Origin of the sequence: Micromonospora tulbaghiae, from assembly GCF_900091605.1 — a bacterium.
Lineage (GTDB): Bacteria > Actinomycetota > Actinomycetes > Mycobacteriales > Micromonosporaceae > Micromonospora > Micromonospora tulbaghiae.
This window is the reverse complement of the sequence record NZ_FMCQ01000001.1, coordinates 618,839-644,057: the sequence shown is the minus strand read 5'-3', so window position 1 is coordinate 644,057 and position 25,219 is coordinate 618,839. Positions and strand designations below refer to the sequence as shown.

The following is a 25,219-nucleotide window of genomic DNA, read 5'->3' as shown; positions in this document are numbered from 1 at the left end:
CTCCTGGGCATCTAACCATCCCCCCGTGCGGCCCTCTCGGGTCACCGGCCACGCCCTCCCCATACCCCCACCCTGCGGTTCCCAATTCCGAACACCAGTGCGAGAGTGCAGGACGTGACCGACCACAGCCCCGGCCCGCGGCGTGCGCCGGGCGAGCTGCTGCGCCGGCTGCGGCTGCGTCACCCCACCGACCCGGTCACCCACGTCGAACGCGTCCCGGCCCGCGCCGGCGAGCCGGTCGGATGGCCCGGCTGGGCGCCGGAGGAACTGCGGGCGGCGTTCGCGCGACGCGGCGTCACCGCCCCGTGGCGGCACCAGGCCGAGGCCGCCGAGCTGGCGTACGCGGGACAGCACGTGGTGGTGGCCACCGGGACGGCGTCCGGCAAGTCCCTGGCGTACCAGCTTCCGGCGCTGAGCACGCTGCTCGCCGACCCGCGCGCCACGGTGCTCTACCTGGCGCCGACCAAGGCGCTCGCCGCCGACCAGCTCCGCGCCGTCGCCGGTCTCGAACTCGACGGGGTACGCCCCGCCACCTACGACGGGGACACGCCGCGCGCCGAGCGGGAGTGGATCCGCCGGCACTCCCGGTTCGTGCTGACCAACCCGGACATGCTGCACCACGGCATCCTGCCCGGGCACGCCCACTGGTCCGGGTTCCTGCGCCGCCTCGCGTACGTGGTGGTCGACGAGTGCCACACCTACCGGGGCGTCTTCGGCTCGCACGTCGCGCACGTCCTGCGGCGGTTGCGTCGGCAGTGCGCCCGCTTCGGGCGTACCCCCGTGTTTCTCCTGGCCTCGGCCACGTCGGGTGACCCGGCGACGGCGGCCGGGCGGCTCACCGGCCTGCCCGTCACCGCCGTCACCGAGGACACCTCGCCGCGCGGCGGGGTGACGTTCGCGCTCTGGGAGCCGCCGCTGCTGCCGCCCACCGACTCGTCGGTCGACGCCGACCTCGTCCAGGTCCGGCGCTCCGCGCTGCGGGAGACCGCCGACCTGCTCGCCGACAGCGTGGTCGAGGGGGTACGCACGCTCGCGTTCGTCCGGTCCCGGCGGGGCGCCGAGGTGGTGGCGGCGAACGCCCGCCGCGCGCTGGACGAGGCGGTGCCCGGGCTCGGCGAGCGGGTGGCCGCCTACCGGGCCGGCTACCTGCGCGAGGAGCGCCGCGAGCTGGAACGGGCGCTGCTGCACGGCGACCTGCTCGGGCTCGCCTCCACCAACGCGCTCGAACTCGGCGTCGACCTGGTCGGGCTGGACGCGGTGCTGATCTGCGGCTGGCCCGGCACCCGCGCGTCACTGTGGCAGCAGGCCGGGCGGGCCGGGCGCTCCGGCGACGAGGCGCTCGCCGTGCTGGTGGCCCGGGACGACCCGCTCGACACCTACCTGGTGCACCACCCGGAGGCGCTGTTCGGGCGGCCGGTCGAGGCGACGGTGCTCGACCCGGCCAACCCGTACGTGCTCGCGCCGCAGCTCGCCTGCGCCGCCCACGAGTCCCCGCTCACCCCGGCCGACCTGGACCTGTTCGGGGAGGGCGCGAAGGAGGCGGTGGACTCGCTGGTCGAGGCCGGGGCGCTGCGGCAGCGGCCCACCGGCTGGTACTGGCGGCACCGGGAACGCCCCGAGGTCGACCTGCGCGGCGAGGGCGGCGCGCCGGTGTGCGTGGTGGAGGAGTCCACCGGCCGGCTGCTCGGCACCGTCGACGGCGGGTCGGCGCACTTCCTGCTGCACACCGGCGCGGTCTACCTGCACCAGGGCGTCTCGTACGTGGTCGACTCGCTCGACCTGGCCGACGGGTGCGCGCTCGTGCACGCCGAGGAGCCGGACTGGTCCACCCACGCCCGCGACGTCACCTCGCTGTCGGTGGTGTCGGTCCGCTCGTACGTGGACGCCGGACCGGTCGGGCTGTTCCTCGGCGAGGTGGACGTGACCAGCCAGGTGGTGTCGTACCAGCGGCGGCGCATCGCCACCGGCGAGGTGATCGACACCCGCCCGCTGGACATGCCGGCCCGGGAACTGCGCACCGTCGCGGTGTGGTTCACGCTCTCCCCCGAGTCGCTCACGGCCGCCGGTGTCGAGGCGGCGGACGTGCCGGGCGCGCTGCACGCCGCCGAGCACGCCGCCATCGGCCTGCTGCCGCTGATGGCGACCTGCGACAGGTGGGACATCGGCGGGCTGTCCACCGCGCTGCACCCGGACACCGAGGCGCCCACCGTCTTCGTCTACGACGGGCATCCGGGCGGCGCGGGTTTCGCCGAGCGGGCGTACGGCACGGCCGCCGCCTGGTTGCGCGCCACCCGGGACGCGATCGCCGAATGCGGGTGCGAGACCGGGTGCCCGTCCTGCGTCCAGTCCCCGAAGTGCGGCAACGGCAACAACCCGCTGGCCAAGGCGGAGGCGGTGAAGGTCCTCGACGTGGTGCTGACGAACCTCGCCACGGCCGGGTACGCGGCCCCGGAGCGACCCGGCAGCCTGGGCCCGGACGGCGCCACGTCGCCGGAGGCGGACCTCGGCGCCGAGGCGGGGCCCGGTGGGACGCTGCCCCGGCAGGGCGACCGGGTGGCCCACCCTGCCCCGGCCGCGGGCGGTCCGGTCCCCTGACCTTCCGGCGGCGGGCGGTCCGGTCGCCTGGCCTTTCCGGCGCCGGGGCGTCTGGTTCGTGGGACGGGTGCATGACCGTGGGGCGGTCGGGGCATTGATGTATGGGAGCGCTTCCATGCATCATTTCCGGTAGCGCACAGGTGACCCGAGACCCGTCCCGCCGGAGGTGCCGCCGTGGCCGACACGATCGCCGAGACCGTCGATCTTCTCTACACCATCGACCAGGAAAGCCTCACCCTCGATCAGCAGATAGCGCTGGGCACCGCGATGGCCACCCTCGCCCAGGCGGAACGGCTGGAACAGATCAACGAGCGTCTGCGCGGCATCCATCAGGTGCTGAACAGCTGGGCGATGAAGGCCACCGTCGACAGCGGCCGCTGACCTTGCGCCTCGCCCGGTGTGCCGGCGTCGTGGTTCGCCGGCCGTCGCGGTGTGCCGGCCGTCAGTCCCGGTGTCCGGACCGTCGGCGTCCGGGCCGTCGCGGTGTCCCGGCCGTCGCGGTGTCCCGGCCCGCGCCAGTCACGGCGGCGGCGTATGCGCTGCGCCGCGTGCCACCGTGCGAGCCCTGCGTGTGGGCCCCGTCCGTCCCAGGCTGCGGTGGGTGCGATCGGGCGAGCGGTGGTCGGCCTGCTGTGCAAGACTCCGGCGACCCCTCGAAGGAGATCCCATGTCGCCCGACAATCTGCAGGCCCAGCACCGGTTCATCATCCGTCAGCGACTCCGGATGATGGTCAACCAGTATGAGGTGCACTCGGTGGCGCCCGACGGCTCCGAAGGTGGGCTGCTCGCGTTCGCGCAGCAGAAGCGGCTCGCCTTCAAGGAGCAGGTGACCATCTACACCGACGACTCCAAGCAGTACCCCCTTCTCGGCTTCAAGGCCCGTCAGCGGCTCGACCTCGGCGCCACCTACGACGTGACCGATCACGCGGGCAACCCCATCGGGCTGTTCCGCAAGGACTTCGCCCAGTCGCTGCTGCGCTCGACGTGGCACGTCGAGCAGCCCGGTCTGCCGCCCGCCACCGGGCAGGAGCGCAGCCTGCCGGTCGCGCTGCTGCGCCGGTTCGTCGACTCGCTCTCGTGGCTGCCGTACCACTTCGATTTCATGGCCGGTGGCCAGCCGGTGTTCTCGGTCGACCGGAAGTGGGGCCTGCGCGACCGGTACTCCGTGGAGATCCAGCACCCGCAGATCGACCGTCGGCTGGTGATCGCCATGGCGGTCGGCCTGGACGCCCTCCAGTCCCGCTGACCTGGCTCGGCAACTCGCATCCGCTGAGCCGGGCTCCGGCCTCGTCCTGACATGCCCCTGCCGCCGGTCCCGGCCAGGCTTCCGGTTCCGGCTCGGCTTCCAGCCCTGGCCCGGCTTCCGTCGTCAGGACCGGGCCGGGCCGGCCCGGGACGTCGCGGTGGCGTCCCGGGTCAGCCCCGGCAGCGGTGCGACACGCACCCGGGCCGTGACGATCAGGTCCAGTCCGTCGACCCGGCACCCGGTCATCCGGCCCCCGTTGGCCGAGACCAGGTCGGCGGCGCGAGCGCAGGCGGCGTCGGCTCCGTCGAGCACCTGCCCGGCCCCGGCCAGCGCCCCGAAGTCCGCCGCGTTGCGGGCCTGATGCCGCGCGCAGCGGGCAGCCCCGAGCGCGGCGCCGAACACCCCGACCAGCACGAACACCAGCCCGATCGCGAGCAGGCAGACGGTCGCGCCGCCCCGGTCGGCCGATGACGTCCTACCAACGGGCTCCCCGGGTTCTCCGGTCCCGCTCGCCAGGGATGTGGTCGCCCCGAGCCTGCCCGCCCCGGATCTGCAAGTTCCGGGCCCGCTCGCCCCGGACCCGCTCGCCCCGGACCCGCTCGCTTTGGATCTGCTTGCCCGAGGCCTGCTCGTGCCGGGCCCGCTTGCTCTGGACCTGCTTGCTCTGAGCCTGCTCGCGTCGGCTCCTCCTTCCACTGCGGACCGGCAGGAGGAGTCGGCCCAGGCACAGCGGGCTCTCATGGCACCGGGCCGGGCGCGCCGGGTTCCACGGCGGCCACCGCCTCCCCCGACACGACCAGGCGAGGCAGCCCCGCGCCGAGCGTCCGTACCGGCGCCCGGACCGTCGCCGTGACCCGATCACCGGCCACTGTCACGGTCACCTCGGCGCCGTCGGGGGCGTACCGGGTTCCGGCCATGGTGCCGGGCTCGCCCCGGGCTGCGGCGAGAGCCGCCTCCCGGGCCGCGTCGACACACGCGACCCGGGTGCCCACCGCGTTCACCGCGGTCAGCCCGGCGACGAGAAGCAGCATGAGCGCCGGCAGGCCGGCCGCCAACTCGGCGGTGAAGGAACCCCGCTCACACGCGACCCGCGAGCGCCACCGGTGCCACACCGCCCCGGCCCGGGTGCCGACGGCGTGCCGGATCGGGCCGGGCGCGGTCGACACGTCGAGCGGGACCGCTGGTTCGTGGAGCCACCGACCACGGCGGCCGGCCGGCCGGCGCACGGTCACTTGAGGGCCCGGTCGATGACGGCGGTCAGTGCGGACTGCACGTTGCCGGAGGTGAGCACCTTCAGCAGGATCCCGGCGAAGGCGACCGCGGCGAGGGTGCCCACGGCGTACTCGGCGGTGTTCATACCGGCGTCACCCCGCAGGCGGGTGAGGAGCTTGCGCATGTCGTACGTCCCTTCTCGATGGTTCACAGCACGTCGCCGAGAACGGCGACGATCACCGGCACCAGACCGGCGAGAATGAAGGCGGGCAGGAAGCACAGCCCGAGCGGCAGCACGATGAGCACGCCCGCGCGGCGGGCCGCCGCCTCGGCCGCGGTCGACCGTTCGGCACGCAGGTCGTCGGCCAGCCGGGTCAGCGCGCGAGCCAGTGCGGCGCCGCTGTTCGACGAGCGGACCGCCGCCGCGACCACGGGTTCAGCCCCGGTGACACCGTCCAGGTGCGCCCAGGCTTCACCGGGGCCGCCCCCGAGCCGTAGCGTCCGGCCGACCCGGCCGAGCCGGTCCGCGAGTGGCCCGCCGAGCGCCTCGGCGACGGCGAGCACCGAGCGGTCGACCGGCGCGCCCGCCCGCAGCGCGGCGGCCAGCAGGTCCGCGGCCAGCGGCAGGTCGGCGGTCTCCCGCAGCCGCCGTTCCCGGGCTGCGCGCGGCTCGATCCGGCGCAGGAGGCGGTCGGCGGCGACACCGGCCAGCAGCCCGAGGAACACGCCCGTCACACCGCCGACGACAACCGCCACCGCGATCCCGGCCAGCGCCGCGCCGAGGCGTACCCGGTCCGGCCACCACGCCGGGCGGTCCGGTCGCGGCGCCGGGACGAGACGGCGCAGCCGCCGTGCCGGGCGGACGGCCGGACCGGCGACGACCAGGAGTGACGCGGCGCCGCCGAGACAGACGGCGGCCAGCACCTGCCCTGACATCAGGCGGCCCGCCCGGGCGTGACGCCGAGCCGCTCGGCCCAGAGCAACCCGCCGACCTGCAACACGACAGCCGCCACCGCGCTGCCGGCACCCACCGGCGTGCGCAGGAGCACCGCCACCGGGTCCACTCCGATGCCGTAGCCGAGACCGATCCCGCCGAGCGGCAGCGCGGCGAGCAGCCAGGCGGTCGCCCGCGCCCCGGCGGCCTGGGCTGCGGCAGCGGCAAGGCCGCGGTCGGCGGCGCGGGCGTCGGCCTCGATCCGTTCCAGCAGATCGGCCAGCGGCGCACCCGTCTGGTCGGCCAGCTTCCCTGCGGCCCGGGCCAGCCGCGCGACGCGTCCCGGGCCGTCGTCGACACCGCCGTCGGCGGGTAGCCCGGCCCGTAGGTCGGCGGCGACGGCGGCGAGGCGGTCGAGATCGCGGCGGTGCGCGAGGGCGGCCCGCCGGTGGGTACGCCGGCGCAGGACCGCCCGAGCCGCGAGCACGCCATAGGTGGCGAGCACCAGGGCGGCCACCGGACCGCCGAGCAGCACCCCGGTCACGGCGCCGCACAGCGCCGCCACGGGCAGCACGCGTCCGGCGGACAGCGCCGGCGCGGGAGCCGACGCCGGAGAGGGTGTCACCGGAACCGGCACGAGGTCGCTCCATCGCCGTGCCTGCTGTCCGGCACCGGGTCGCCTCCGTTCCCGGCCCCGGCCGGGCGGACGGGCGGACGCCTTGGGCCCGGAGTCGAGCGGACGCCGTGACGGGTCCGGGGATGCTGGACGCGCACCCTTCACCCGCTCGCCCGGCGTGCCAGCACTACCCAGGACCGCCAGCCGCCGGGCGCGACCGGCCCGGACCGGCCAGGCGACGGCGACCGCCGCAGCGGCCAGGAGCAGGACCGCCGGCCAGAGGTGGCCGGTCACGACGGTTCCGCCGGAGTCGGCCACGCCGCCTGGAGGATCGGCGGTACCGGCGCTCCCCGTTCCCGCAGCAGGCCGGCGAGCAGCTGGGCCGCCGGTGCAAGACCCCGACCCCGCGCCCAGGCCGGAACCACTGTCACCACCCGGTCGGGCCCGTCGGGCAGCAGCAGGCCGATGGAGTCCAGTACGCGCCCCTCGCCGGTGCGGCGGAGTTGAAGGACGACCTGCAACGCGGCGGCGACCTGCGCGTGCAGCGCGAGCCGGGGCAGGCCGCCGAGCATCCCGAGCGCCTCCAACCGGGCCGGAACGTCGGCCGGGGCGTTCGCGTGCAGCGTTCCCGCCCCGCCGTCGTGGCCGGTGTTCAGCGCGGCGAGCAGGTCGACCACCTCGGCGCCCCGGCACTCGCCCACGACCAGCCGGTCCGGCCGCATCCGCAGCGCCTGCCGGACCAGGTCACCGAGACCGACGGCTCCGGCGCCCTCGACGTTCGCCGTCCGCGCCTGCAGGCCGATCACGTGCGGGTGCACCGGGCGCAGCTCGGCGGCGTCCTCCACCAGCACGATCCGCTCGGTGCCGGGCACCAGCCCGAGCAACGTGTTGAGCAGCGTCGTCTTGCCGGAGCCCGTGCCACCGCTGACCAGGTACGCGAGGCGGGCCGCCACGAGCGCGGCGAGCAGCGGCGCGATCGGCCGGGGCACTGTGCCCCGCTCGACGAGTTCGTCGAGGGTGAACGGCCGCTGCCGGAAGGTACGCAGCGACAGGTAGGGCCCGTCGGTCGCCACCGGAGGCAGCACCGCGTGCAGCCGGGTGCCGTCGGGCAACCGCGCGTCGGCGTACGGGGAGGCGTCGTCGAGCCGGCGACCTGCGGCCGCGGTGAGGCGCTGCGCCAGCCGGCGTACGTCGTCGAGCGTGCCCAGCGGCACGGCGACCTGGCGCAGTCCCTGCCCCCTGTCGACCCAGACGCGCACCCCGTTCACCAGTACGTCGGTGACCTGCGGGTCGGCGAGCAGCGGTGCCAGTGGACCGGCGCCGACCAGGTCGTCGTGCACCCGGTCGGCGATCCGCAGCAGCGTGGTGTCACCGAGCACCGCCGTCGCCGGTTCGGCGCGTACCGCGGAGACGATCGCCGCCGGTGTGACCGGCGTGGCCTCGGCGGCGAACCGGTGCCGGACCCGGGCCGCCAGCTCCCCCGGGCCCGTCACGCCGCACCCGCAGCCGACGACCCGACCAGCTCGTCCACGATCCGCTGGCACAGCGCGGCGAGCGGCCCCTTCCCGCTCGCGCCCGGCGCCTCGCCCCGCTCCAGTCCGCGGCACAGTCCCGGCTCGGGTCGCAGCGTGCCGGCGAGCGGCAGCCCCAGCGCCCGGGACACCTCGGCCGCCCGCAGCCGGCCGGGCGCCGGACCGCGCACGACGACCGACAGGTCGACGCAGTGCGGCGCGGCCACGGCGGCGACCCGGGCCGCTGCGGCTGCCGCCCGCAGCTCGGCCGGTACGACGAGCAGCGCACGGTCGGCGGCCTGGAGCGCGACCACCGCGGCGTCGTCGAGGTGCCGGGGCAGGTCGAGTACGACAAGGTCCCGCCCTCGCCGGCCGGCGTCGACTGTGGCGGCCATCGCCTCGGCCGGCAGGTGCCGCAGGTCGCCCCGGTCCCAGGAGAGCACCACCAGGTCGCCTCGGCTGGGCAGGGCGCGGATCAGCGACGGCGGGTCGACCCGCCCGTCCGTGCCGGCCAGTTCGGGCCAGCGCAGCCCGTCGAGCTGCTCCCAGCCGAGCACCAGGTCGAGACCGCCGCCGAGCGGGTCGGCGTCGACGAGCAGCGTGCGGAGCCGGGACCGGGCCGCGCTGACGGCGAGCCCACCGGCCAGCACGCTGGCTCCGGCGCCGCCCCGACCGCCGAGGACAGCCACCACCCGGCCCTGACCCGGGCCGGCCGGACCGGCCACGCACTCCGCGAACCGGTCGACCAGCCAGGGCTCGGCCGCCGGCAGCGTCGCGACGTGCTCCGCGCCGATGAGTTCGGCCAACTCCGTACCCGGGTCGAGCTCTCCGGAGCGACCGACGAGGACCGTGCGGGCGCGGCGGGGAAGGCGCGCCCGCAGGCAGGCCGCCGCCTGGTCGGCGCCGATGAGCACCAGCGGCGCCGGCGCCCAGCGGGCCCGGGCGGCGGCCGGATCGGCCGCCAGCTCGACCTCGGTGCCACCGGCCGCCGCGAGTCGCAACAGCTCGTCGAGCAGGTCGCCGTCGGAGGTGACGAGCAGGGGCAGGCGACGGTACGGCGGGAGCGGGGTACGGGGCGGCATGGCGGCCTCCATCGGTCGAACTCGGACGTGCCGGGGTGAGCCTGCCCGGCCGGGGGATGCGGAATCGGCGCCCTGTGGACAACGGAGGCCGTTGTGGACAGACCTCGGGGACCCGGTTGATCTGCTATGCGCCGGAGACGGAGTCGACGGGTGGGCAATCGGCCATTGACGACAGGGATGATCGGTAACGGATAATCGGGGCCCTTCGCCGCCCGATGGACGGCACCGGCTTGCGGAATCGAGGCCATGACCGATTCACCGCACCCCCTGGCGATCCCCTCGGGTGGACGCCACCCGCGATCCGGCCGGAGAACCGAAGACGGGGTCTGGCTACGCGATCCGTCGCCGACACTGCTCGCCGCGATCGCCGTCGGCCTCGTGGTCGTGGTGCTGGCGAGCATCGTCAGCGTCTTCGCCACGCCGCGTCGCCCTGACCTCCCGCCACCGATCAAGGGCGAGGCCATCCTGGCGTCCCCGACGAGGGCGGGATTGGTGACGGAGGCGCCCGCCGAGTCCTACGCGCCGCCGTCGGTGTCGTTCTCCAACCGCGCCGTGGCGCCGACCCGGACCGCAGCACCGACCCGCCGCGCCACCCCGAGCAGCCGTCCGACCTCACCGAAGCCGTCGATTCCCCGGTCGAAGCCGCCTGTGGTCGGCCGGGGAGAACTGGCCCCGCTGCCGGCCTCGCGCGAATCGCGGCTGCGCTCGCACGGCGGCGGTCCGTCGACGTTCATCGACTTCGTCAACAGCCACGGGTCGACAGTCGTGGTCCACTGGATCAACTACGAGGGCCGGCGACAGCAGTACGCGGTGCTCCGGCCCGGGCAGTCCTACCGGCAGCAGACGTACGTCGGTCATCCGTGGGTGGTGGCCGACGAGCGGGGCCGCGGGCTGGCGTGCTTCGAGCCGGCCCGACAGACGCTGCGCGCGGTGATCCGGTAACTCCCTTGCCGGGCCCGACCGGCGGCTGCGACGCTCCGTCGGGTGATCGACAAGCCGGACATCGACGAGCGGTCACTGGCGGCCGAGGTCGCCGCAGCCTGGTCGGTGGACGTCGTCGATCTGGTGTTCATGCCGGTCGGGCTCGACGGGCACGCATGGGCGTACCGGGTGGAGACGTCCGACGGCGGGCGCTACTTCCTCAAGGTGCGCCGCGGCGACTTCACGCCGGCCGCCGTCCTGCTGCCCCGTTTTCTGCGCGCGCAGGGCCTTCGGCAGGTGGTCGCACCCTTGGACCTCCCCGAGGGCGGTGCCGGGCGCGAGTTCGGGGACTATCGGCTACTGCTCTACCCGTTCCACGACGGCGGCAGCCTGTGGGGTCGCGGCCTCACCGACCGCCAGTGGATCGAGTACGGCGATTTCCTGGGCCGGCTGCACCGGGTCACGCCGACCGCCGAAGTCGCCGCCGTCCTGCCGGCCGAGACGTACCGGTCGAGCGCGGGCGAGCGGTTGCGGACCCTCGGCGGACAGGCCTCGACGAGCGAGGTTCTGGGCGCCTTCTGGGAGCAGCACGGCGCCACGCTGCACCGGTTGGCGGAGACTGTCGACGACCTGGCCTCGCGCGTCACGCCGGGGCGGCACGTCGTCTGCCACGCCGACATCCATCCGGACAACCTGATCCCCGACTGCGACGGCCCGCTGCACGTCGTGGACTGGGACGCGCCGATCCTCGCGCCGCGCGAGCGGGATTTGATGTTCGTCTACAGCGCCGACTTCGGCGACCACCCGGTCAACGGACGCCGGGCTGAACTCTTCCGCGAGGGCTATGGGCCGCTGGAGCCGGACCCGGTCTTGCTGAGTTACTACCGCAGCGAACGGCATCTCGACGATGTTGCCGTGTTTCTGGGCAGCATCCTCAGGCCCGAGGCCAGTGCGGAGTCTCGGGCCAACGATCTGCACTGGCTCACCCGTATCGCCGAGGTGGTCGCCGGCCCCGGCTACGGGCCTGATTCAACTGCGGAACGCTCATCTTAATAGAGAATTACCCGCACCGAAGCTCGCGACGCCTTCTCACTCCCCCGCTGCCTGGCGCCTCAATTTGGCTCTATACGTCGAGGTCGCCGTCTGCCGCGATCAGCAGCACCAGGTCAGGCCGCATGCGCGATCAGGATCCGGGTGATTCTCCACCTCTGGTTACTCGCCACCATCGACAGCCAGCCGACGTCCAGAGGACTTCGAGGCGAGGCCCATCCTGGAGACCGGCCATACCGCCTGTTCCTGAGCTGTCGGGTATCTGGCAGTCAGCTCTTCTGAACGCCTGCATCCTCGTCAATTGGACGATGACCCAGCAACGCGAGCCTGGCGATGAACAAGCAGCGGCGCCCATGTCGGCGGTTTCCGAGCAAGGGCTCCTGGTCTTGGCCGGCCGCCGGACGGCCCTAACCCCAACGGAGGCTCTTACCACCTTCCGAGAGCTTATTTCCGCCGACATGGGGTGGGCAGACTCCCGAAAGACACGTTTTCGCCGTCGTTCGACGTGGTCCAAAGGGCTATCGCTCGGGTTGACCGCCCTATCAACGGTAGTTCTAGGAATCCCGCAGATCCCCGCCAATGCATCGCTCGCCTTGCCGATGGTCGCGCTGGTCACGCTGCTAGGCTCACTCGAGCTGTTCCACAACTGGCGATCACGATGGATTTTGATGGAACAGACGCGCTATCGCCTCAATCGCCTACGGGACGAGATCGACTACCTTCTCGTAACGAATCCATCGGACGAGATCACCCGCGAGCATATAGATCGGTTCTTCGCCGATCAGCAACAGATCTGGGCGGACGTTAGCCGGCAGTGGGTGGAGTTCAGGCGGCAGGGCGACGCCCAACAGCTCGGCCCGATCTCCCCAACACCTGGCGGCTAACGCACGAGATCCAGGCCGGCTGCTGCGCCAGCTGGCCGCTGCGCTGGAGCCGAGGCAGCCATCTGCGGTTGCGGTTCCACGATCTACGGCACAACGGCGTCCCGATCAAGGCTGTGCAGCGGGTCACGGGCCCCGAACAGGCGTCGACGATGCTCAACCGGTACACCAACACCCCGGACGACTACGCGGCCCACGTCCTGGCTGCCTTCGAGGGCTCTGCTGCTCCTCTGCTGCCTCCGACCCGGAAGACACCGCAGGGAGGCAACCTGAACGACGGCCGGGAGGGTATTTGACCTGCAGCGGGACGCTTATCCCGGCAAAGGGACGACCCCCGTCGGGGGGAAAGTGACCTGACGTAGCAGCGAGTGTGATCGAGTGCCGTGCCGCGGGGTCAGGCATACCGGTCATGCCGTCGCGCATGATCGAGTGTCGCCACGTGGTACGGCGTTCGCTGACGATTCGCTGACTCGCAAAGTGACGCGCTGACGCGCTGCGGGCGCCCGAGGACGGCCGGAGGCCGCCCGCAGGGCAGTCCGCAGGCGCGACTAACAACGCCCGCCTAGCCTTCTGATCCGTAGCTCCAGGCAATCCGATCCCCAACGGCCGTTCCCGACGTGGGGCAGCTCCTGATGACCGCCTGGTAGCTCTTGCGGCTCGACCGGTTGCTGTACATCGTTGCTGTACTGCTGAGTTCGCCTGGGTCAGTAGTTGCTGGCAGCGTAAGACAGGTACAGCTGCTCGGCGTCCTCCGCCTCGTATACGGCCTTCCGGACCGATTCATTGGTGAGGTCGAGTACTCGAAGAGTCTTGTCTTCCATCTGAGCGACGGCTTCTATGCGGTGGAAGTCGTCCCTGTATTCGATGGCGAAGCTAGCTAAGCCACGCAGTTTGGGGAGTGCGTCGCCGAGATGGTACCCGTGCGGGTCGATGATGGACACCTTGACGTTGTGTTCGTCGCCGTGGAAAAACAAGAAGTCCGGGCACATTCGCCGCCAAGCGCCCTTGCCGTCCTTGTATGCGATGGCGAGGGAGTCATCCGATGCACGTCCAGGGTTGCGGTACCAGGCGAGAAAGCCGGGCTGCTTCCGTTCGGAGTCGAGCACCGCGGTTTCCCAGCTATTGAGGGAGCCGATCGGAAAGTCGCCGGCCTCGTCGGACATGAGGTGCCCAGGCCGCGTTGGGACCTTAGTTCCGTCGGCGTCAGCTTCGGTCTCCTCGGATCGGACCTTGGGACGAAGGATATCGATGCGCTGCGGGTCGGTGGACATAGCGATGATGGCGTCGTAGACGGCACGGCGCTCGTCCCTTAGACCTTTGATCGCTACGCGAAATCGGTCGAGCCATCTCCTCGCCAGGGCGTCGGCTTCGCGTTCGATCTCGGCTTGGACACCGTCAATCCGGGCGAGGGCGGCCACCTTGAGATGGGCATCGAGCAGGCCGTCGTCGTCGTCGCCGTCGACAGCGATGCGGTCGGCGTACTTGCGGGCCAGGTCTGGCGACAGGATCCGCTGAGCCTCCTTAAAGTAGGCTTCCACCGAGCGGTCGTCCGCAACCTCGCTGAACTTCTCGGTATAGGCGATCTTCCCGCCGGCGACGGAGGCGACGATGGTTTCGCCCTCGACTTCGCGTAGCCCGAGGATGTTGGCTTCTATGTTGTCCTTGTGTCGGGCCATCAGGCCGTCCAACACCGCGAACAACTCGTTGTAAGCGGCCTTGCGGGCGTCAGGTAGCAGCTCATCGCGGGAGAGCGCCTGGGCCAGGCTGCTGAGGCGCTTCGTGGGTTTGGCTGCCTTCTTCGGCAGCGTCTGGGACGGGAGGGTGTCGAACGCGACCCACACGTAGTCCGGGATCGCTGGATTCACCTGCATGTCGACCGGCTTGTACAGGACCCGACGGCCTTCACCACCGCCACTCTCCCCAGTGCCGTCGTCTCCCTCGGTGTGCTTTCCGAGCAGGATGTCGGCGACTTCCGTGGCGGTGGTTCTACTGAAGTGCGGGAGCAGGCATTCGACAGAGTTGAGCCGATCATCCCCAGCGATCCGGCGGGCCAGCGGTGTGCGGACCATCCGCCCCAGCATCTGGGTGATGTGTGTTTTGTCTTGCGCGGGCCGATACGACACCAGCACCTCAGCCCGAGGACAGTCCCAACCCGTGGTGATGGCTTCCTTCGCCAATAGCACCCGCACGCGCAGGCTCTGCTGCACCTTCTCCGGGGCGATGTAGCGTACCTCGTAGTCGCCAATCTCCAGAGCGGTGTGGTCACCGAAGGTGTGCCCAATGCCATCCGCGGGGAGTTCGGGCCACTCTTCCCGGATGGTGTCCACCGCCGTACGGAGGAGGTCGTCCGATGGCGTGTTCGGCACCTGAACGACCAGCAGCGGAATCACCAGGTCGGCTTCGTTGTCCTGGTCGGCTGCGTACTGGGCCCACAGCTCGGTCACTTCCTTGATCCTGCGGACGGCGCGCTTTAGTAGAACGGTGTCGAAAGTGCCCTTTTCGGCTGGGAAGTCGAGCCGGATGTCGTCCTTGAGCAGACCAGATTCTTGAATCAGCGCCGGGTCGACTTCGTAGTTGGGGTAAGCGAACCGACCCTGGGCGTCCTTCATCGCCTCGGTGAACCGCTCAATGGTGGCCGAGATGCCCCACACGACAGGAACCGGAGGGACACCGTTCGCACCGTTGATTAGGCGCTTGACAATGGTTTGCTTCTCGGCCCGCTCGTTGTTACTGGGCTTCCTCATACCCTTATGCGCCTCATCGAGGATCAGGTAAAGGGTGAGGTTGCCGTCCTCGATGGTGTTTCGGAGAGTGTCCCAGATCGTGTACTGCCGCAGGTCCGGCGACGCCGCCCGCTCAATCAGGGCGTCTTGGGCGTCGTCGGGTGCGCCGCGGACCAGCAGTGAGTTCTTCGACAACTTCTGTGAGTTGAGGAAATACACCTTGCCGGGCTCAAATTTTTCCTGGTTGAACCTGTTCCCGATTACCTGCAACCGTGAGTAGGCGATTCGGTCCCCCGCCGCCTCCAACAGCCGGTGTTTGGTCTGCTCGTTGAGGGAAGGATCGTCGGTGAACCAAAGCACCACGGCATTCGGGTCCGCTTCGAAATCCCAATCAGAATCGCCGAAGAACAAGCCCTCGATAACTGCCGCCGCCATGACCGTCTTACCGGCGCCAGTGGTCGCGGCGAGCGAGAAGGAGACGTTGCGGCCCTTGCGGTGGAAGTCGTCACGGGCGTCGGTGAAACAGCCGAGAATGTGCCCGACTGCGTCGGCCTGGTAGTCCTTGAGCGTGAACTTCATCGCGCCTGGTCACTCCCTGCCCGTGTTGATCGTGAAGTTCGTCAGATAGGACTCATAAAGTCGCACAGGCTTGACCTCCGGCGGCAACTCCGAACATACCGCCTGAAATGCCCGATCATCATCGGTGACGACGAACGCAGTCCGCAGCCGCGGCGCCCCCTGGATAGCCTGGAAGAAATCGCGGGAGCAGTCCAGGTCGAACAGCACGCCGTACGTGTCCACGATGGCGAAATCGTCGGCGGCCTTGTCGATTGCCCTGCCCTGCGAGCCGGCCTTCATCCATAGCAGCGGGGCGATCGCCTCGAATGCGCGGTTGTGGGCAACCAGGCGGGGCGCTTCATAGGTCATCGTAAAGAACTCGACGTTTTCCTCGAACCCGTCAGACATCGGAAACTCATCGGTGAACTTGTAGTCGCCATTGATCGGAACGCCGGCAGGGGTCAGGCCGGTAACTGCTGCGCGAATGCGCGGTTTCGTCACGTAGTCACAAATGCCGAGTGCTTCCCACTCAGGGTCGCCGGGCCGCAAGTCCTTCTCCCGGAGACCTGCTTGCTCGTCCACGGAAACCTCATTGTTCGTCACCGAGATCGATCGCCTCATCCCTCCGTCCTGCTTATTGAGTCGCATGACTGCGTGAGCCGTCGTGCCAGAGCCTGCGAAAAAGTCGACGATCAAGGCATTGCGTTTCTCTGCGACAACGAAACGCAGTGCATCTTCGACCGCATACAGGGACTTCGGGAAGTCGAACCGTTTCTCGCCCAGCAGGGCCTTGATGAGATGGGATCCATGGTCACGAGCGAAGTGGCTCGTCCTACTCCACACGGTACGCGGGGTGACCACTTTCTCGGCCCCATCTGCGAGCGCCAACTCAAGAGCACCTTCCGGGCTCTTCCCGGTAACGACAAACGTTCCGTTCGCGATGTTGGCGATGGTGCCCGGTTGCAAATAGGTGATCGGGCGGAGACCTGTCACGGGGTCGCGCTTGCCGAGCCGCGCAGTTCCCGCGGCGAAGTACTCCCGCATCTTCGCGGCAGAAAACCGCCAGGTCTGTTCCCGTCCGTCGTTCGCCAGCGGCCACACCGCGACGGTTCCCGGCTCCGTCGGCACCTTGGACCTGTCCGCATCCTTCGGAATCGGGTCGCCGACTCGGACTAGGGAACCAGTCTCTCGGTCGAGAATCACCGGATAAAAGAGCGCGGGTCGAGCCCGCCGCTCCGCCGACGCGGTGCCACGTCGCACGGCGGTAAACCAGACCGTCGGCATAGCCAACGCCGAACCCTCATCAGCGCCGTCACCGAGCATGGTGGACACCCAGGGCGAGATACGTCCATCTCCGATGAACACGTAGAATACATATTCGTCGACGCGAGCGAACCGGCCCGCCCGCGAGGAGCCCGCCCGATTAATGACGGACGAGACCATCTGTACATCACACCCGGGAAACGTCTGTTCCAAGAGCATGCCGAGGCGCAAGCACTCCTTCTCGTCGATGGTGACGATCAGCACCGAGTTATCGGGATTTAACAGCCGCTTCGCCAACTTCAGTCGGCGTTCCATGAAGGCAAGCCACTTGGAGTGGCGATAGATGTCTTCCGAGTCGACGTAGTCGTTGTTGTACTTCCAGTCGCGCGCGCCGGTATTGTAGGGCGGGTCGATGTAGATGACGTCGACTTCGCCCTCGTGGGTGTATAGGAGCGCTTGGAGCGCATGGAAGTTCTCGGCGTTGATTACGGTGTGGAAGGGCTTGTCGCCGCCGCGTTCAACCTTGCCAGTCGATTTCAAGCCTGGGTAAATGGGATCCCGGAACTCGGCGACGACGACAAGGTCCTCGACGTTACGGGTCGTGGTTGCCATCTCCGCTTCGGGAGTGTCCTGGCGAGTGAGGGTCGCTACGCGGCCCCCGTCGACCCGTGCGATGGAGTAGACCCGCCACAGCCGCTGATCAATGCTCTTAGGTGACTGGCCGCGTTCGGGCAGGAAGCGCACCTTGTCGCCCTTGCGGACCGGCCGCCCGGGCAGTTCAACGATTTCGGGGGTGTGGCGTTCGAAGTTGAGGCCGAACGCCCGGCGTTCACTGAAGGCTCTGACCTCACGGGCGAGGTCGGCAGCCAACTGGGCATCCTTCTGCTCCACCTGTCGCAGCAGGTTGCTCAGCGTTGACACTCAGGCGCTCCGTTCTTTTGTCCGAGTCGGCATCGGCGGGTCGGCGGTCTTACTGGACGGCGCCCATGCACGTCACCAGACGCGAATTTGAGAGCCGTCAAGGTCACCCTAAGGGACGCCGTACCTCGGGCGCTTGCCGCGAACAGGCGGCACCGGGTCAGCCGATGCGTCTGGTCTCGCCGGCCCCGCCGAATGCCCCTCTCATGCCATCCCGATGCTCCTATGGAGGTCAAGGGGCGAGGGCGGTGAAGTCGGCGCGTAGGGCGGTGTAGACGTCGCGGACGATGTAGCGCTTCAGGCAGCGCAGGATCTCTTGTTTGCTGAGGCCTTCGGTGATGCGTCGTTGCTGGTAGGCGCGGGTGCGTGGGTCGTAGCGCAGGCGGCAGAGGGCGATGGTGTGCAGGGCGTGGTTGGCGCCGCGGTCGCCTCCTCGGTGGAGGCGGTGCCGGCGCACCCGTCCGGAGCTGGCGGGGATGGGTGCGGCGCCGCAGAGGTGAGCGAGGGCCGCTTCGGAGTGCAGCCGGTCGGGGTTGTCGCCGGCGGTGGTGAGCAGTTGGGCGGCGACGTCGGGGCCGACGCCGAATAGGGCCGTGGTGTGGGGTGCCGCTTTCTGGACGATGGGGGTCACCTGCCGGTCGAGGGTGGTGATCTCCTCGGTGAGGGTGGTGACCCGGCGGGCGAGGCCGGCCAGGGCTGCGGTGGTGGCGTGCTCGGGTTCGTGGAGTCTGGCTGGGTCGTAGGTCAGTGCAGCGGACCGGCTGACCAGCGTGGCGGCGCTGACCTTGGTCAGGTGGGCTCGCAGGGGCTCGGGGGCGGCGGCGACCAGGCCGCGCATCTGATTCAGGGCGGCGGTGCGGGCCTTGACCGCGCCTCGGCGGGCGACCCTGAGGGCGCGGATAGCCTCGACCGGCCCGGTGCGGGTCTTCGGGGTGCCCATGGCGGTGCCGGCAAGGGTTGCCCGGGCGGCGGCGATAGCGTCGATCGGATCGGACTTGCCTTGTGCGCGACGAGCGCGGCGGTCCGGCCGGTCCACCTCCATGACGGGGGTCTTCTTGCTGGTCAGGTAGCGGGCCAGGCCGGCGCCGTAGCTGCCGGTGCCCTCCACGCCCACGGCCGTGACCCGGCCGAAGGAGCGCATCCAGGCCAGGAGATCCGCGTAGCCGGCGGTGGTCGCGGGAAATTCGGCGTCGCCGAGGAGTCCGCCGGTGCTGTCGAGTACGGCGGCGTGGTGGGTGTCGCGGTGGGTGTCGATACCCCCGATGACCGATCGCTTCTTGGCTGCCATGCTGGTGAGGTCCGCCCTTCTCGGTCGAGTCGAGAACACGTGGACACGTCACCGGTCAGGCGATGCGGACAACACAGTGGTGGGCGCCTCTCGCACAGGCTCCTATCAAGTCACGACGCCTGACCGGTGACATGCAGCTGCCGGGGTCACCGAGCCGGCCGACGAATCGGGATGAGGACAGCAACGTCGGTCTGCCGGTGAGTCAGACCAGCCCGGCGACCCACCTCACCATCCTCACTGTCTGCCGCCGACCCACACATCGTGGAGCAGGCCAGGGCCAGGGTGACAAGGTGGAGCGCCCTGCTGGACGTACGACCTTGTCACCCTGGCCCTGGTCTGCTCGGCTTGCCTGGGTCGGTGGCTGGTGGGATGGCATCCCACCAGCCACTCACCCACCGAAACCGTTCGGCAACTCCATCCTGGAGTCGTCTGGCCCCCGCCGGAGGCACAGCTCTAACCCCGCTCCCTCCCTCACCTCCCATCCCCTCCCACCACCTCCACCCCTTCCCCTCTTGGGGCTCCAGCGGCCCACTGCGGTTGTTCGGCAGCTTCGTCCGCCTGTGGTGGCCGCCGGTCTTCGTGGGTCTCTGGAGCGTCGGAATCGGGTGAGAGTGTGTCCGCCTGGCCTTGGTCGTTCTTCGGGACTCGTCACCGGGTCACCTCACCGACCCAGGGGTGACGCGCGGGGCGGGGCGTGGGGTTCGGGCCGGCTGACTTTTCCGCCCCGGCGCCGTGCGCCGGGGCGGCGGCTCCGCAGGAGCCGTTTGCCGCGCCCCGGCCCGCGCCGCGCGGAGCGCCTTGATCCTGATGAGATTGTTTCGGCAGTCAGTCCGGCTCACCCGCAGTCCGGCTCACCCGCGCCCGGTCGGCCTACCGGTCATGACGGACACAAGTTCGCCCGGACGTGCACCCCGCACCATGCCGGTAGGTCGACGGACCACACACGCCACCCGCCGCGGTCCTTGCGCAGCTCCCACCGCCACGGATGCGCAGTACCGGCAAGGATCTGCCCGTCGTCCCACCACACGGCGCGGACCTGCTCAATCACCGTGGCCCGGTCGGCGGCCTGGTGCTCGATCGCGCTCGGCCCACGCTCTCCAGCTTCGAAGGCTCCCGGCCGGCGCCGGTCATCTCGGCTCGGTAGTCCCGCCACTGCTGCCGCAGCTCGTCATAACGCGCGCCAGCCAGCACCCGCGACAGCCCCAGCTCCTCACCAGCGCTGAGCTGCAACAGCCACACCCGGGCCGCGGCCTCCGGCGTCGCCTCGCCGCGCTCTGCTTCGAACTGCTTGCGCACGGCCCACGAGGCCGGCACGGCGACAACGCCAGCGCAACTGATCACCACCAACGCCAGCACCACCCAGTGCCACCGCCGGAGACGCTTAGCTTGTTGGGCTCGGCGCGACCGCCACCCTTGCGGAGCCTCCCTCAAGATCACTTGCGCGAGTCTAGGAGATGACCTTGAAGGGGTCCTCGGTCCGGACTGCGCAGAACTGGGAGCGGCTTCGCTATCCGCATGCCTTGTGAAGTCGCTCGACTGCCGCAAAGATCTGTTGCTCGGGGCCCGGCCGGCTCGGGCGCCATTCGGCGAGCACGGGACGAACCGCGTTGACGATTGCGGCCAGATCCTCCGAGGTCTCGGGCTCGGGTAGCCCGCTGAGCGCGGCGACAGCGTCCGCCGTCACCGCGTACCGGTGAGCGTTCGTTGGTGTCTCCTGCCAACTAGGGGCGTCCCGCCACTCCTGAACACGTTCGTGCACCTCGGCTGCGGCGGCGCGAATGCGGGCCGCATGCTCCTGGAGCGTGAGGGCGGTGTCGGCGTAACGAGGGTCGGCGGGTTCCTGCGGCGGCGTGTCGGCGTCGCGCATGCCGGCGATCGTACCGGCGCCATGATCCGGCCGGCGTTGGCCGTCGAACCGCCAGCGGTTGGTCAGCCGGCGTTGCTGGTCCACTCCTGGGCGAGGATGGAGTAGAGCAAGGAGTCGCGCCATGCGCCGTTGGTGTAGACGTGGTCGCGCAGCCGGCCCTCGTACTGCATGCCGAGTCTTTCGGCAACGGTGATGGAGGCGGCGTTGTCGGGACCGATGGCTGCGGTGATCCGGTGGAGCTTCAGCGTCTGGAAACCGTAGTCAACCATCGTGCGGGCGGCGTCGGTGGCATAGCCGCGGCCCCAGTGGTCCGCACCGATCGCGTACCCGAGTTTGGCGGCCTGATGACCGGTGAGGCCGAGTCGCGCGAAGCCGATCATGCGGTCTGAGGTGTCGGCAACGGCCAGGTAGTACTCGGTGCGCGGGGTGAGCTGGGCTCGCTCGATGGCGCCTTCGACCATGGCGACCGCAGCGGCCTGGTCCCGACTGTCGAAGGAGAGCCACTCCGTGACACGGTCATCTCCGACGATTGCCCAAGCATCGGCCGCGTCATCGGAGCGCAAGTCGCGCAGGGTGATGACGCGGCCGGGGATGGTGATCGGCTCCATGCCCAGATCGTGCCCTATCGAGGAAGAGCGTTGGCCGGGGCGTGGGTGAAGTGCTCGATGCCGTCGACAAGCTCGCGGGCACCGTCGGCGTGGCCGGCGCGGGTGATGGCCTGATGGACCCTGCGCACGGAGTGAACGATGCCGTTGATGCGCTGATCGGCGGGGAGGTCGAGCACGGGGGCCAGGGCGTCGGCGGCGGCGTCAAGGTCCCCGCCGGCCACGCGGGCAATGGCGAGGTTGGCGTGTGAGCCTGCCTGGTCGCCGAACGCCCACGCGGGGTCGTTGGGATCGGCGTATGCCTGGGCGGCGCGGAGGGCGTATCGCTCGGTGTTAGTGGCCTCGCCGGGAAGCCAGGCCAGGGCATCGCTGGCGTAGTAGAGGGTGCGGGGCTGGTTGAAGGTGCAGATCCCGCCCATCTCGTCCATCTCGTCGGGGCGTACCCGAGACCAGGCGTCTTCGGCTTCGGTGATGGCGGCCTTGGCCTGCTCGGCGTTGCCCAGGGCAGCGTATGCGCGGGCGGCGCTGGCGGGCAGCCAGACGGCAGTTGTGCCCCCGGCCTGGGTGGCGTACTCACGGCCGGCTTCGGCGTAGCGGACCGCCTCGGCGTAGCGGCCGGCCCAGTAGGCGACGAGCGATTGCAGGCCGCGCAGCCACGCCTGAAGCCCTGGGTGGCCGGCCTGCTCGGCGCAGAGAACCGCGGTGCGGGCCTGGAGCATGGCCGAGTAGGGGTCGGCCATGTCGTGGGAGACCTTGGCGAGCAGACCGCTGGTGATGCCGGCGAGGAAGTGCAGGTCCCTGGACTGGTTCGGGGCTTGGCGGCGCTCTAAAAGCGTGAACAGGGTGTCCTGTGTCTCGGCCAGGTCGGGGAGCACCTGGCTGACGGGGCGCTGCGGGTACGCGAGCGCCAGGCGCTGCACGTCCTCGGCGAGCTGTTCGATGGCGGCCGGGCTGGTGGACTCGGCGGCGAGCATGGCGTACTGACGGGCGCGTTGTGCGGCCATGGCGAGGAGGTTCCTTTCCGGGCCGGCGCCGGTGGGGTCGACAATCTGTCGCTCCGGCGCAGGGGTCAACTGGTGGGGAGTCCAAGGGCGCTGTAGTTCGTCGATGGGCTTGCTGAACATGGCCTGTAGTGCCCGCCGGGTGGCGGGAGTCGATGAGGCCAGGTCGCGTTCGCCGCGTGCCAACCGCCCGAGGTGCCGGGCGCTGATCGCCGCCCGGGGATCCATCCGGGAGAACTCGTCGGCCAGTTCCTCGTACGTACGGTCGCTCTGCTGGATCAGGTGCTCCAGCACGGTGCGAGGTTCACGGCGTTCTCGTGCCATCCGTCTACGCCTTCCTGATGGGCTGTCTCCACGCTCGCCCGGGTGAGGTCCTTCCGGCAATGCAGGTCCTCGTGGTGTCCGCTCGATGTCCGCCAGAGGTGTCCCTACGGGTCCTCGATCGGTCCCGTAGGTCCCGTGCAATCTCTCCTACATGGACGGCTCACCCACCGCAATTGTGCATGTGCATCCCGTCGATGCACATGGGCAGCAGCGTCGACGCGGACACCGGGAGGGGCGCTCAGCGAGGAGCGGCGCTGAGCAAACCGGGGTCCGGGTCGTCCGGTGCGTGGATGGGCCGCGTCCGCAGCGAGGGCCGCATCGGTCCTCGCCGTCCGGGCCGGCTGCGTGTCCTGCATGCGAGGGGCGGGGCTGGAAGATGGCCAGCCCTCGGCGCTCGCTCCGGGCACCCGGTGACCCGAACCGGTTGCAGCGGCGTGACTGCCCCGACTGCGCAGGAACCGGCGCCCAGGGGCAGTGGGCGGGGCTAGCGGTCGTCTGACAGCGGCGACCGCCAACCCTCCGTGATCACGCGGCGTTCTGCCGTGTCCTGAGTTGGCCCGGGGCGGGTGCTGGTGGAAGCGCGGTGTCGGCCGCGTTCGCAAGCCCGCCCGCCTCGGCGCCCGCTCATCCGAGGTGTGGAAGGCGGCCGGCAGTGGTTCCGAAACCGGGAGACGTGCTTCACGTCGATGGCGGCGCGTCGGTGCAGTTCGGCGGCGACCGAGCCTTGATCTTCCGAGTCATCAAGGTCTCCGGCGAACTGGCTTTCCACGACTGGATCTGGCTGACGGGCTACGTCCTCGACCAGAAGGGCAACGCTCTGACCCGTCGAGAGATCTTCGTGCAGAAGGCAGGCCTTCGTCGGGCGGACCCGCCGCGGGCCGTGATCCGCCAACCAAGCAGGAGGCCAACAGCGGTAACGCGAGCCAGGAACGGCTCGAAGCAGGAATTAAGCGTGACAACTTGAAGGGAGATTTCAATGGCAGTGGGAGTCTTTCGCGTGGCGTCACGGCTCGTGCCGATGGCTCCGGAACAGGTGCGCCGTCAGCGGTTCCGGCGGACCGGGTTCGGTCGGCGGGGCCTGGCCGAGGAGCACGTCTATGCGTTCCTGCGCCGGGTCGTTGACGAGCTGACCGCCAGGGATGCGGTCGAGGCAAGCCTCCGGGAGGAAAACATCCGGCTGAAAAACGCTCTCCGAGACTGGCAGGGCCAATTCGCGCCGAGGCCCGGTCGGGCGGGCGGCAGCGCATGGACAGGGGATCAGCAGCGCAGATAGCCTGTTGACAACTTGAGTTTCCATCTGGAGTGAAACGGTGCCGATCGAGGTTGCGCCGCCGAAGTACGTGGTGATCGTCAATGCAGTGCAACAGCGCATCGAGGACGGCACCTACCCGCCGGGTGCGATGCTGCCCAGCGAGACCGAACTCATCCGCGAGTTCGGCGCGTCCCGGCCCGTCGTGGTCCGGGCCCTGGACCTCCTGCGACAGGACGGCTGGATCGAGAGTCGCCAGGGCAAGGGTCGGTTCGTTCTGGGTCGTCCAGGAGGCACCGGCCAGCGCTCACGCGAGCGGCGCTATGGCCTGCTCGACGACGACGAGCGGGCGGGGTCGACGCTACTGGCCGCCGGTACCGTTCCCGCTCCCCCACGAGCCGCTAACGCCCTCGGCGTGAAACCGGGGACTCCGGTCGTGGCACGTCGGCGTCTCATCACCGCTGAAGACGTCGGCCCGGTGGAACTGGGTACGGCGTTCCTGCCCGTCGAGCTGGCCGATGGAACCGGCGTGGGCTCCCAGGACGTCATGCCGGAGGGCCTGCTCAGACACGTCGCCTCCCGCAAGCGCCTCAAGCTCGACCACGTGACCGAGCGCATCTCGGCGCGGCTGCCCACCACCGAGGAAGCCGAGCTGTTGCAGGTCCGCGAAAGCGATCCAGTGCTGACCGTGCTCCTGGTCATCTGCGACCGGAGCGCCACGCCGCTGCTGGCGGTGGACGTGCTCCTTCCCGCCGCCCGGCACGATCTGGAAGACGTCTACCCGCTCGACTGACCAAAGTGGATTTGCTGCTTGACAAGTCAAGTTGGCACTCTTTACCTTCGATCTCACTTAACAAGTCAACTAGTCGAGTTGACTTGTCGACTTGGAGGTCTTGTCGTGATTCCGCTGACGTTGAAGGTGCCGGTCCCGTCCGAGTACGTCTTCCCCGCTGGGGCGCTCTGCCTCGGCGTCTCCCCGCAGATCGACTTCGAGCGGCGGGGCGAGGCGGATAACCAGGCGCGGGACAAGGACACCGGCGAGCGGGTCTGGGTGGTGCGAGTGATGGATCTCGACCCCGAAGCCGGGAAGTTCGGCCGGTCGACCGAAGTGAAGGTCAAGGTCGTTGCTCCGCAGCAGCCGGTCCCGCCGCCGTCGACCGTTCCCGGCTATCCGCCGGCGGTGGAGTTCGAGGGCCTGACCCTCACGCCGTATGTCGACTCGCAGCGGTGCAAGCCGGGTCGTTCCTCGGGTGACTGCCGTTCCCGCATGGCGTACTCGCTGCGGGCCACCTCGATCCGCCCGGCGTCGACGGTGCCGGGTTCGGTGGCTGCCTGACTCGGTTGTTGTGCGCGCGGGGCGGGTCGTTTCCCCGCC

The 25,219-nt window shown here is 70.1% G+C and carries 24 protein-coding genes; 10 read left to right on the top strand and 14 right to left on the bottom strand.

Going from position 1 to position 25,219, the window contains the following annotated elements; genetic code table 11:
• The first annotated feature begins 72 nt into the window (after positions 1-72).
• The 3 genes from GA0070562_RS03085 (at position 73) to GA0070562_RS03075 (ending at position 3,841) form a co-directional block, all read left to right on the top strand.
• Entirely contained in the window at positions 73-2,595 is a 2,523-nt protein-coding gene (locus GA0070562_RS03085) for a DEAD/DEAH box helicase (RefSeq protein ID WP_420811443.1), read from the top strand.
• Positions 2,596-2,769: 174 nt separating this feature from the next.
• A complete protein-coding gene (locus GA0070562_RS03080) occupies positions 2,770-2,976 on the top strand; it encodes a hypothetical protein (RefSeq protein WP_091414616.1) in 207 nt (68 codons plus the stop codon).
• A gap of 286 nt (positions 2,977-3,262) precedes the next feature.
• Entirely contained in the window at positions 3,263-3,841 is a 579-nt protein-coding gene (locus GA0070562_RS03075; RefSeq protein ID WP_091414614.1) for an LURP-one-related family protein, read from the top strand.
• A gap of 123 nt (positions 3,842-3,964) precedes the next feature.
• Here GA0070562_RS03075 and GA0070562_RS03070 read toward each other — a convergent pair whose 3' ends face one another.
• The 7 genes from GA0070562_RS03070 to ssd all read right to left on the bottom strand — a co-directional run bounded on the left by GA0070562_RS03070 (position 3,965) and on the right by ssd (position 9,196).
• Positions 3,965-4,357 (bottom strand): Rv3654c family TadE-like protein, encoded by a 393-nt coding sequence (locus GA0070562_RS03070; protein ID WP_091416109.1) that lies wholly within the window; start codon positions 4,355-4,357, stop codon positions 3,965-3,967.
• Positions 4,358-4,578: 221 nt separating this feature from the next.
• Positions 4,579-4,953, bottom strand: a complete 375-nt coding sequence (locus GA0070562_RS03065; protein WP_175438631.1) for a TadE family type IV pilus minor pilin — start codon at positions 4,951-4,953, stop codon at positions 4,579-4,581.
• Between the two features lie 116 nt (positions 4,954-5,069).
• A complete protein-coding gene (locus GA0070562_RS03060; protein ID WP_013283643.1) occupies positions 5,070-5,237 on the bottom strand; it encodes a DUF4244 domain-containing protein in 168 nt (55 codons plus the stop codon).
• A 23-nt stretch (positions 5,238-5,260) separates the two neighbouring features.
• Positions 5,261-5,989: a type II secretion system F family protein gene (locus tag GA0070562_RS03055; protein ID WP_091414612.1), complete on the bottom strand. Its 729-nt coding sequence runs from the start codon at positions 5,987-5,989 to the stop codon at positions 5,261-5,263.
• Positions 5,989-6,897: a hypothetical protein gene (locus GA0070562_RS30155; RefSeq protein WP_175438599.1), complete on the bottom strand. Its 909-nt coding sequence runs from the start codon at positions 6,895-6,897 to the stop codon at positions 5,989-5,991. Before GA0070562_RS30155 ends, GA0070562_RS03055 begins: the two co-directional genes overlap by 1 nt.
• On the bottom strand, positions 6,894-8,096 hold the full coding sequence (locus tag GA0070562_RS03045; protein WP_091414610.1) for a TadA family conjugal transfer-associated ATPase: 1,203 nt from the start codon (positions 8,094-8,096) through the stop codon (positions 6,894-6,896). Before GA0070562_RS03045 ends, GA0070562_RS30155 begins: the two co-directional genes overlap by 4 nt.
• Positions 8,093-9,196, bottom strand: a complete 1,104-nt coding sequence (ssd, locus tag GA0070562_RS03040; RefSeq protein WP_091416099.1) for a septum site-determining protein Ssd — start codon at positions 9,194-9,196, stop codon at positions 8,093-8,095. Before ssd ends, GA0070562_RS03045 begins: the two co-directional genes overlap by 4 nt.
• Positions 9,197-9,442: 246 nt before the next feature.
• On the opposite strand from ssd, the gene GA0070562_RS03035 reads away from it, so the two are divergent.
• The 3 genes from GA0070562_RS03035 (at position 9,443) to GA0070562_RS03025 (ending at position 12,051) form a co-directional block, all read left to right on the top strand.
• Positions 9,443-10,138, top strand: a complete 696-nt coding sequence (locus tag GA0070562_RS03035) for a VHL beta domain-containing protein (RefSeq protein ID WP_091414607.1) — start codon at positions 9,443-9,445, stop codon at positions 10,136-10,138.
• A 42-nt stretch (positions 10,139-10,180) separates the two neighbouring features.
• Positions 10,181-11,170 (top strand): phosphotransferase enzyme family protein, encoded by a 990-nt coding sequence (locus GA0070562_RS03030; RefSeq protein ID WP_091414605.1) that lies wholly within the window; start codon positions 10,181-10,183, stop codon positions 11,168-11,170.
• Positions 11,171-11,475: 305 nt separating this feature from the next.
• A complete protein-coding gene (locus tag GA0070562_RS03025) occupies positions 11,476-12,051 on the top strand; it encodes an SLATT domain-containing protein (protein ID WP_091414603.1) in 576 nt (191 codons plus the stop codon).
• Positions 12,052-12,752: 701 nt separating this feature from the next.
• On the opposite strand, the gene GA0070562_RS03015 is transcribed toward GA0070562_RS03025, so the two are convergent.
• The 7 genes from GA0070562_RS03015 to GA0070562_RS02985 form a co-directional block, all read right to left on the bottom strand.
• A complete protein-coding gene (locus tag GA0070562_RS03015) occupies positions 12,753-15,350 on the bottom strand; it encodes a DEAD/DEAH box helicase (RefSeq protein WP_091414600.1) in 2,598 nt (865 codons plus the stop codon).
• A gap of 9 nt (positions 15,351-15,359) precedes the next feature.
• Positions 15,360-17,513 (bottom strand): site-specific DNA-methyltransferase, encoded by a 2,154-nt coding sequence (locus GA0070562_RS03010; protein ID WP_091414598.1) that lies wholly within the window; start codon positions 17,511-17,513, stop codon positions 15,360-15,362.
• Between the two features lie 229 nt (positions 17,514-17,742).
• Positions 17,743-18,798: an IS110 family RNA-guided transposase gene (locus GA0070562_RS03005; RefSeq protein ID WP_091414596.1), complete on the bottom strand. Its 1,056-nt coding sequence runs from the start codon at positions 18,796-18,798 to the stop codon at positions 17,743-17,745.
• 1,044 nt (positions 18,799-19,842) lie between these two features.
• Positions 19,843-20,157, bottom strand: coding sequence for a hypothetical protein (locus tag GA0070562_RS03000; RefSeq protein WP_139135421.1), 315 nt, complete (start codon positions 20,155-20,157; stop codon positions 19,843-19,845).
• Between the two features lie 148 nt (positions 20,158-20,305).
• On the bottom strand, positions 20,306-20,749 hold the full coding sequence (locus tag GA0070562_RS02995) for a hypothetical protein (protein ID WP_139135420.1): 444 nt from the start codon (positions 20,747-20,749) through the stop codon (positions 20,306-20,308).
• Entirely contained in the window at positions 20,728-21,273 is a 546-nt protein-coding gene (locus GA0070562_RS02990; protein ID WP_091414589.1) for a GNAT family N-acetyltransferase, read from the bottom strand. Before GA0070562_RS02990 ends, GA0070562_RS02995 begins: the two co-directional genes overlap by 22 nt.
• 14 nt (positions 21,274-21,287) lie before the next feature.
• Complete coding sequence (locus tag GA0070562_RS02985) at positions 21,288-22,565, bottom strand: NsdA family TPR-like regulatory protein (RefSeq protein WP_254663715.1); 1,278 nt, start codon at positions 22,563-22,565, stop codon at positions 21,288-21,290.
• Between the two features lie 703 nt (positions 22,566-23,268).
• On the opposite strand from GA0070562_RS02985, the gene GA0070562_RS02980 reads away from it, so the two are divergent.
• The 4 genes from GA0070562_RS02980 to GA0070562_RS02965 all read left to right on the top strand — a co-directional run bounded on the left by GA0070562_RS02980 (position 23,269) and on the right by GA0070562_RS02965 (position 25,180).
• Positions 23,269-23,559: a hypothetical protein gene (locus GA0070562_RS02980; protein ID WP_338060904.1), complete on the top strand. Its 291-nt coding sequence runs from the start codon at positions 23,269-23,271 to the stop codon at positions 23,557-23,559.
• A gap of 12 nt (positions 23,560-23,571) precedes the next feature.
• Complete coding sequence (locus GA0070562_RS02975; RefSeq protein ID WP_254663714.1) at positions 23,572-23,868, top strand: DivIVA domain-containing protein; 297 nt, start codon at positions 23,572-23,574, stop codon at positions 23,866-23,868.
• A 37-nt stretch (positions 23,869-23,905) separates the two neighbouring features.
• Entirely contained in the window at positions 23,906-24,637 is a 732-nt protein-coding gene (locus GA0070562_RS02970; protein ID WP_091414585.1) for a GntR family transcriptional regulator, read from the top strand.
• A 105-nt stretch (positions 24,638-24,742) separates the two neighbouring features.
• The gene (locus tag GA0070562_RS02965; RefSeq protein WP_091414583.1) at positions 24,743-25,180 is read left to right on the top strand and encodes a hypothetical protein; all 438 of its coding nucleotides are present in this window, start codon (positions 24,743-24,745) and stop codon (positions 25,178-25,180) included.
• Positions 25,181-25,219: the final 39 nt, after the last annotated feature.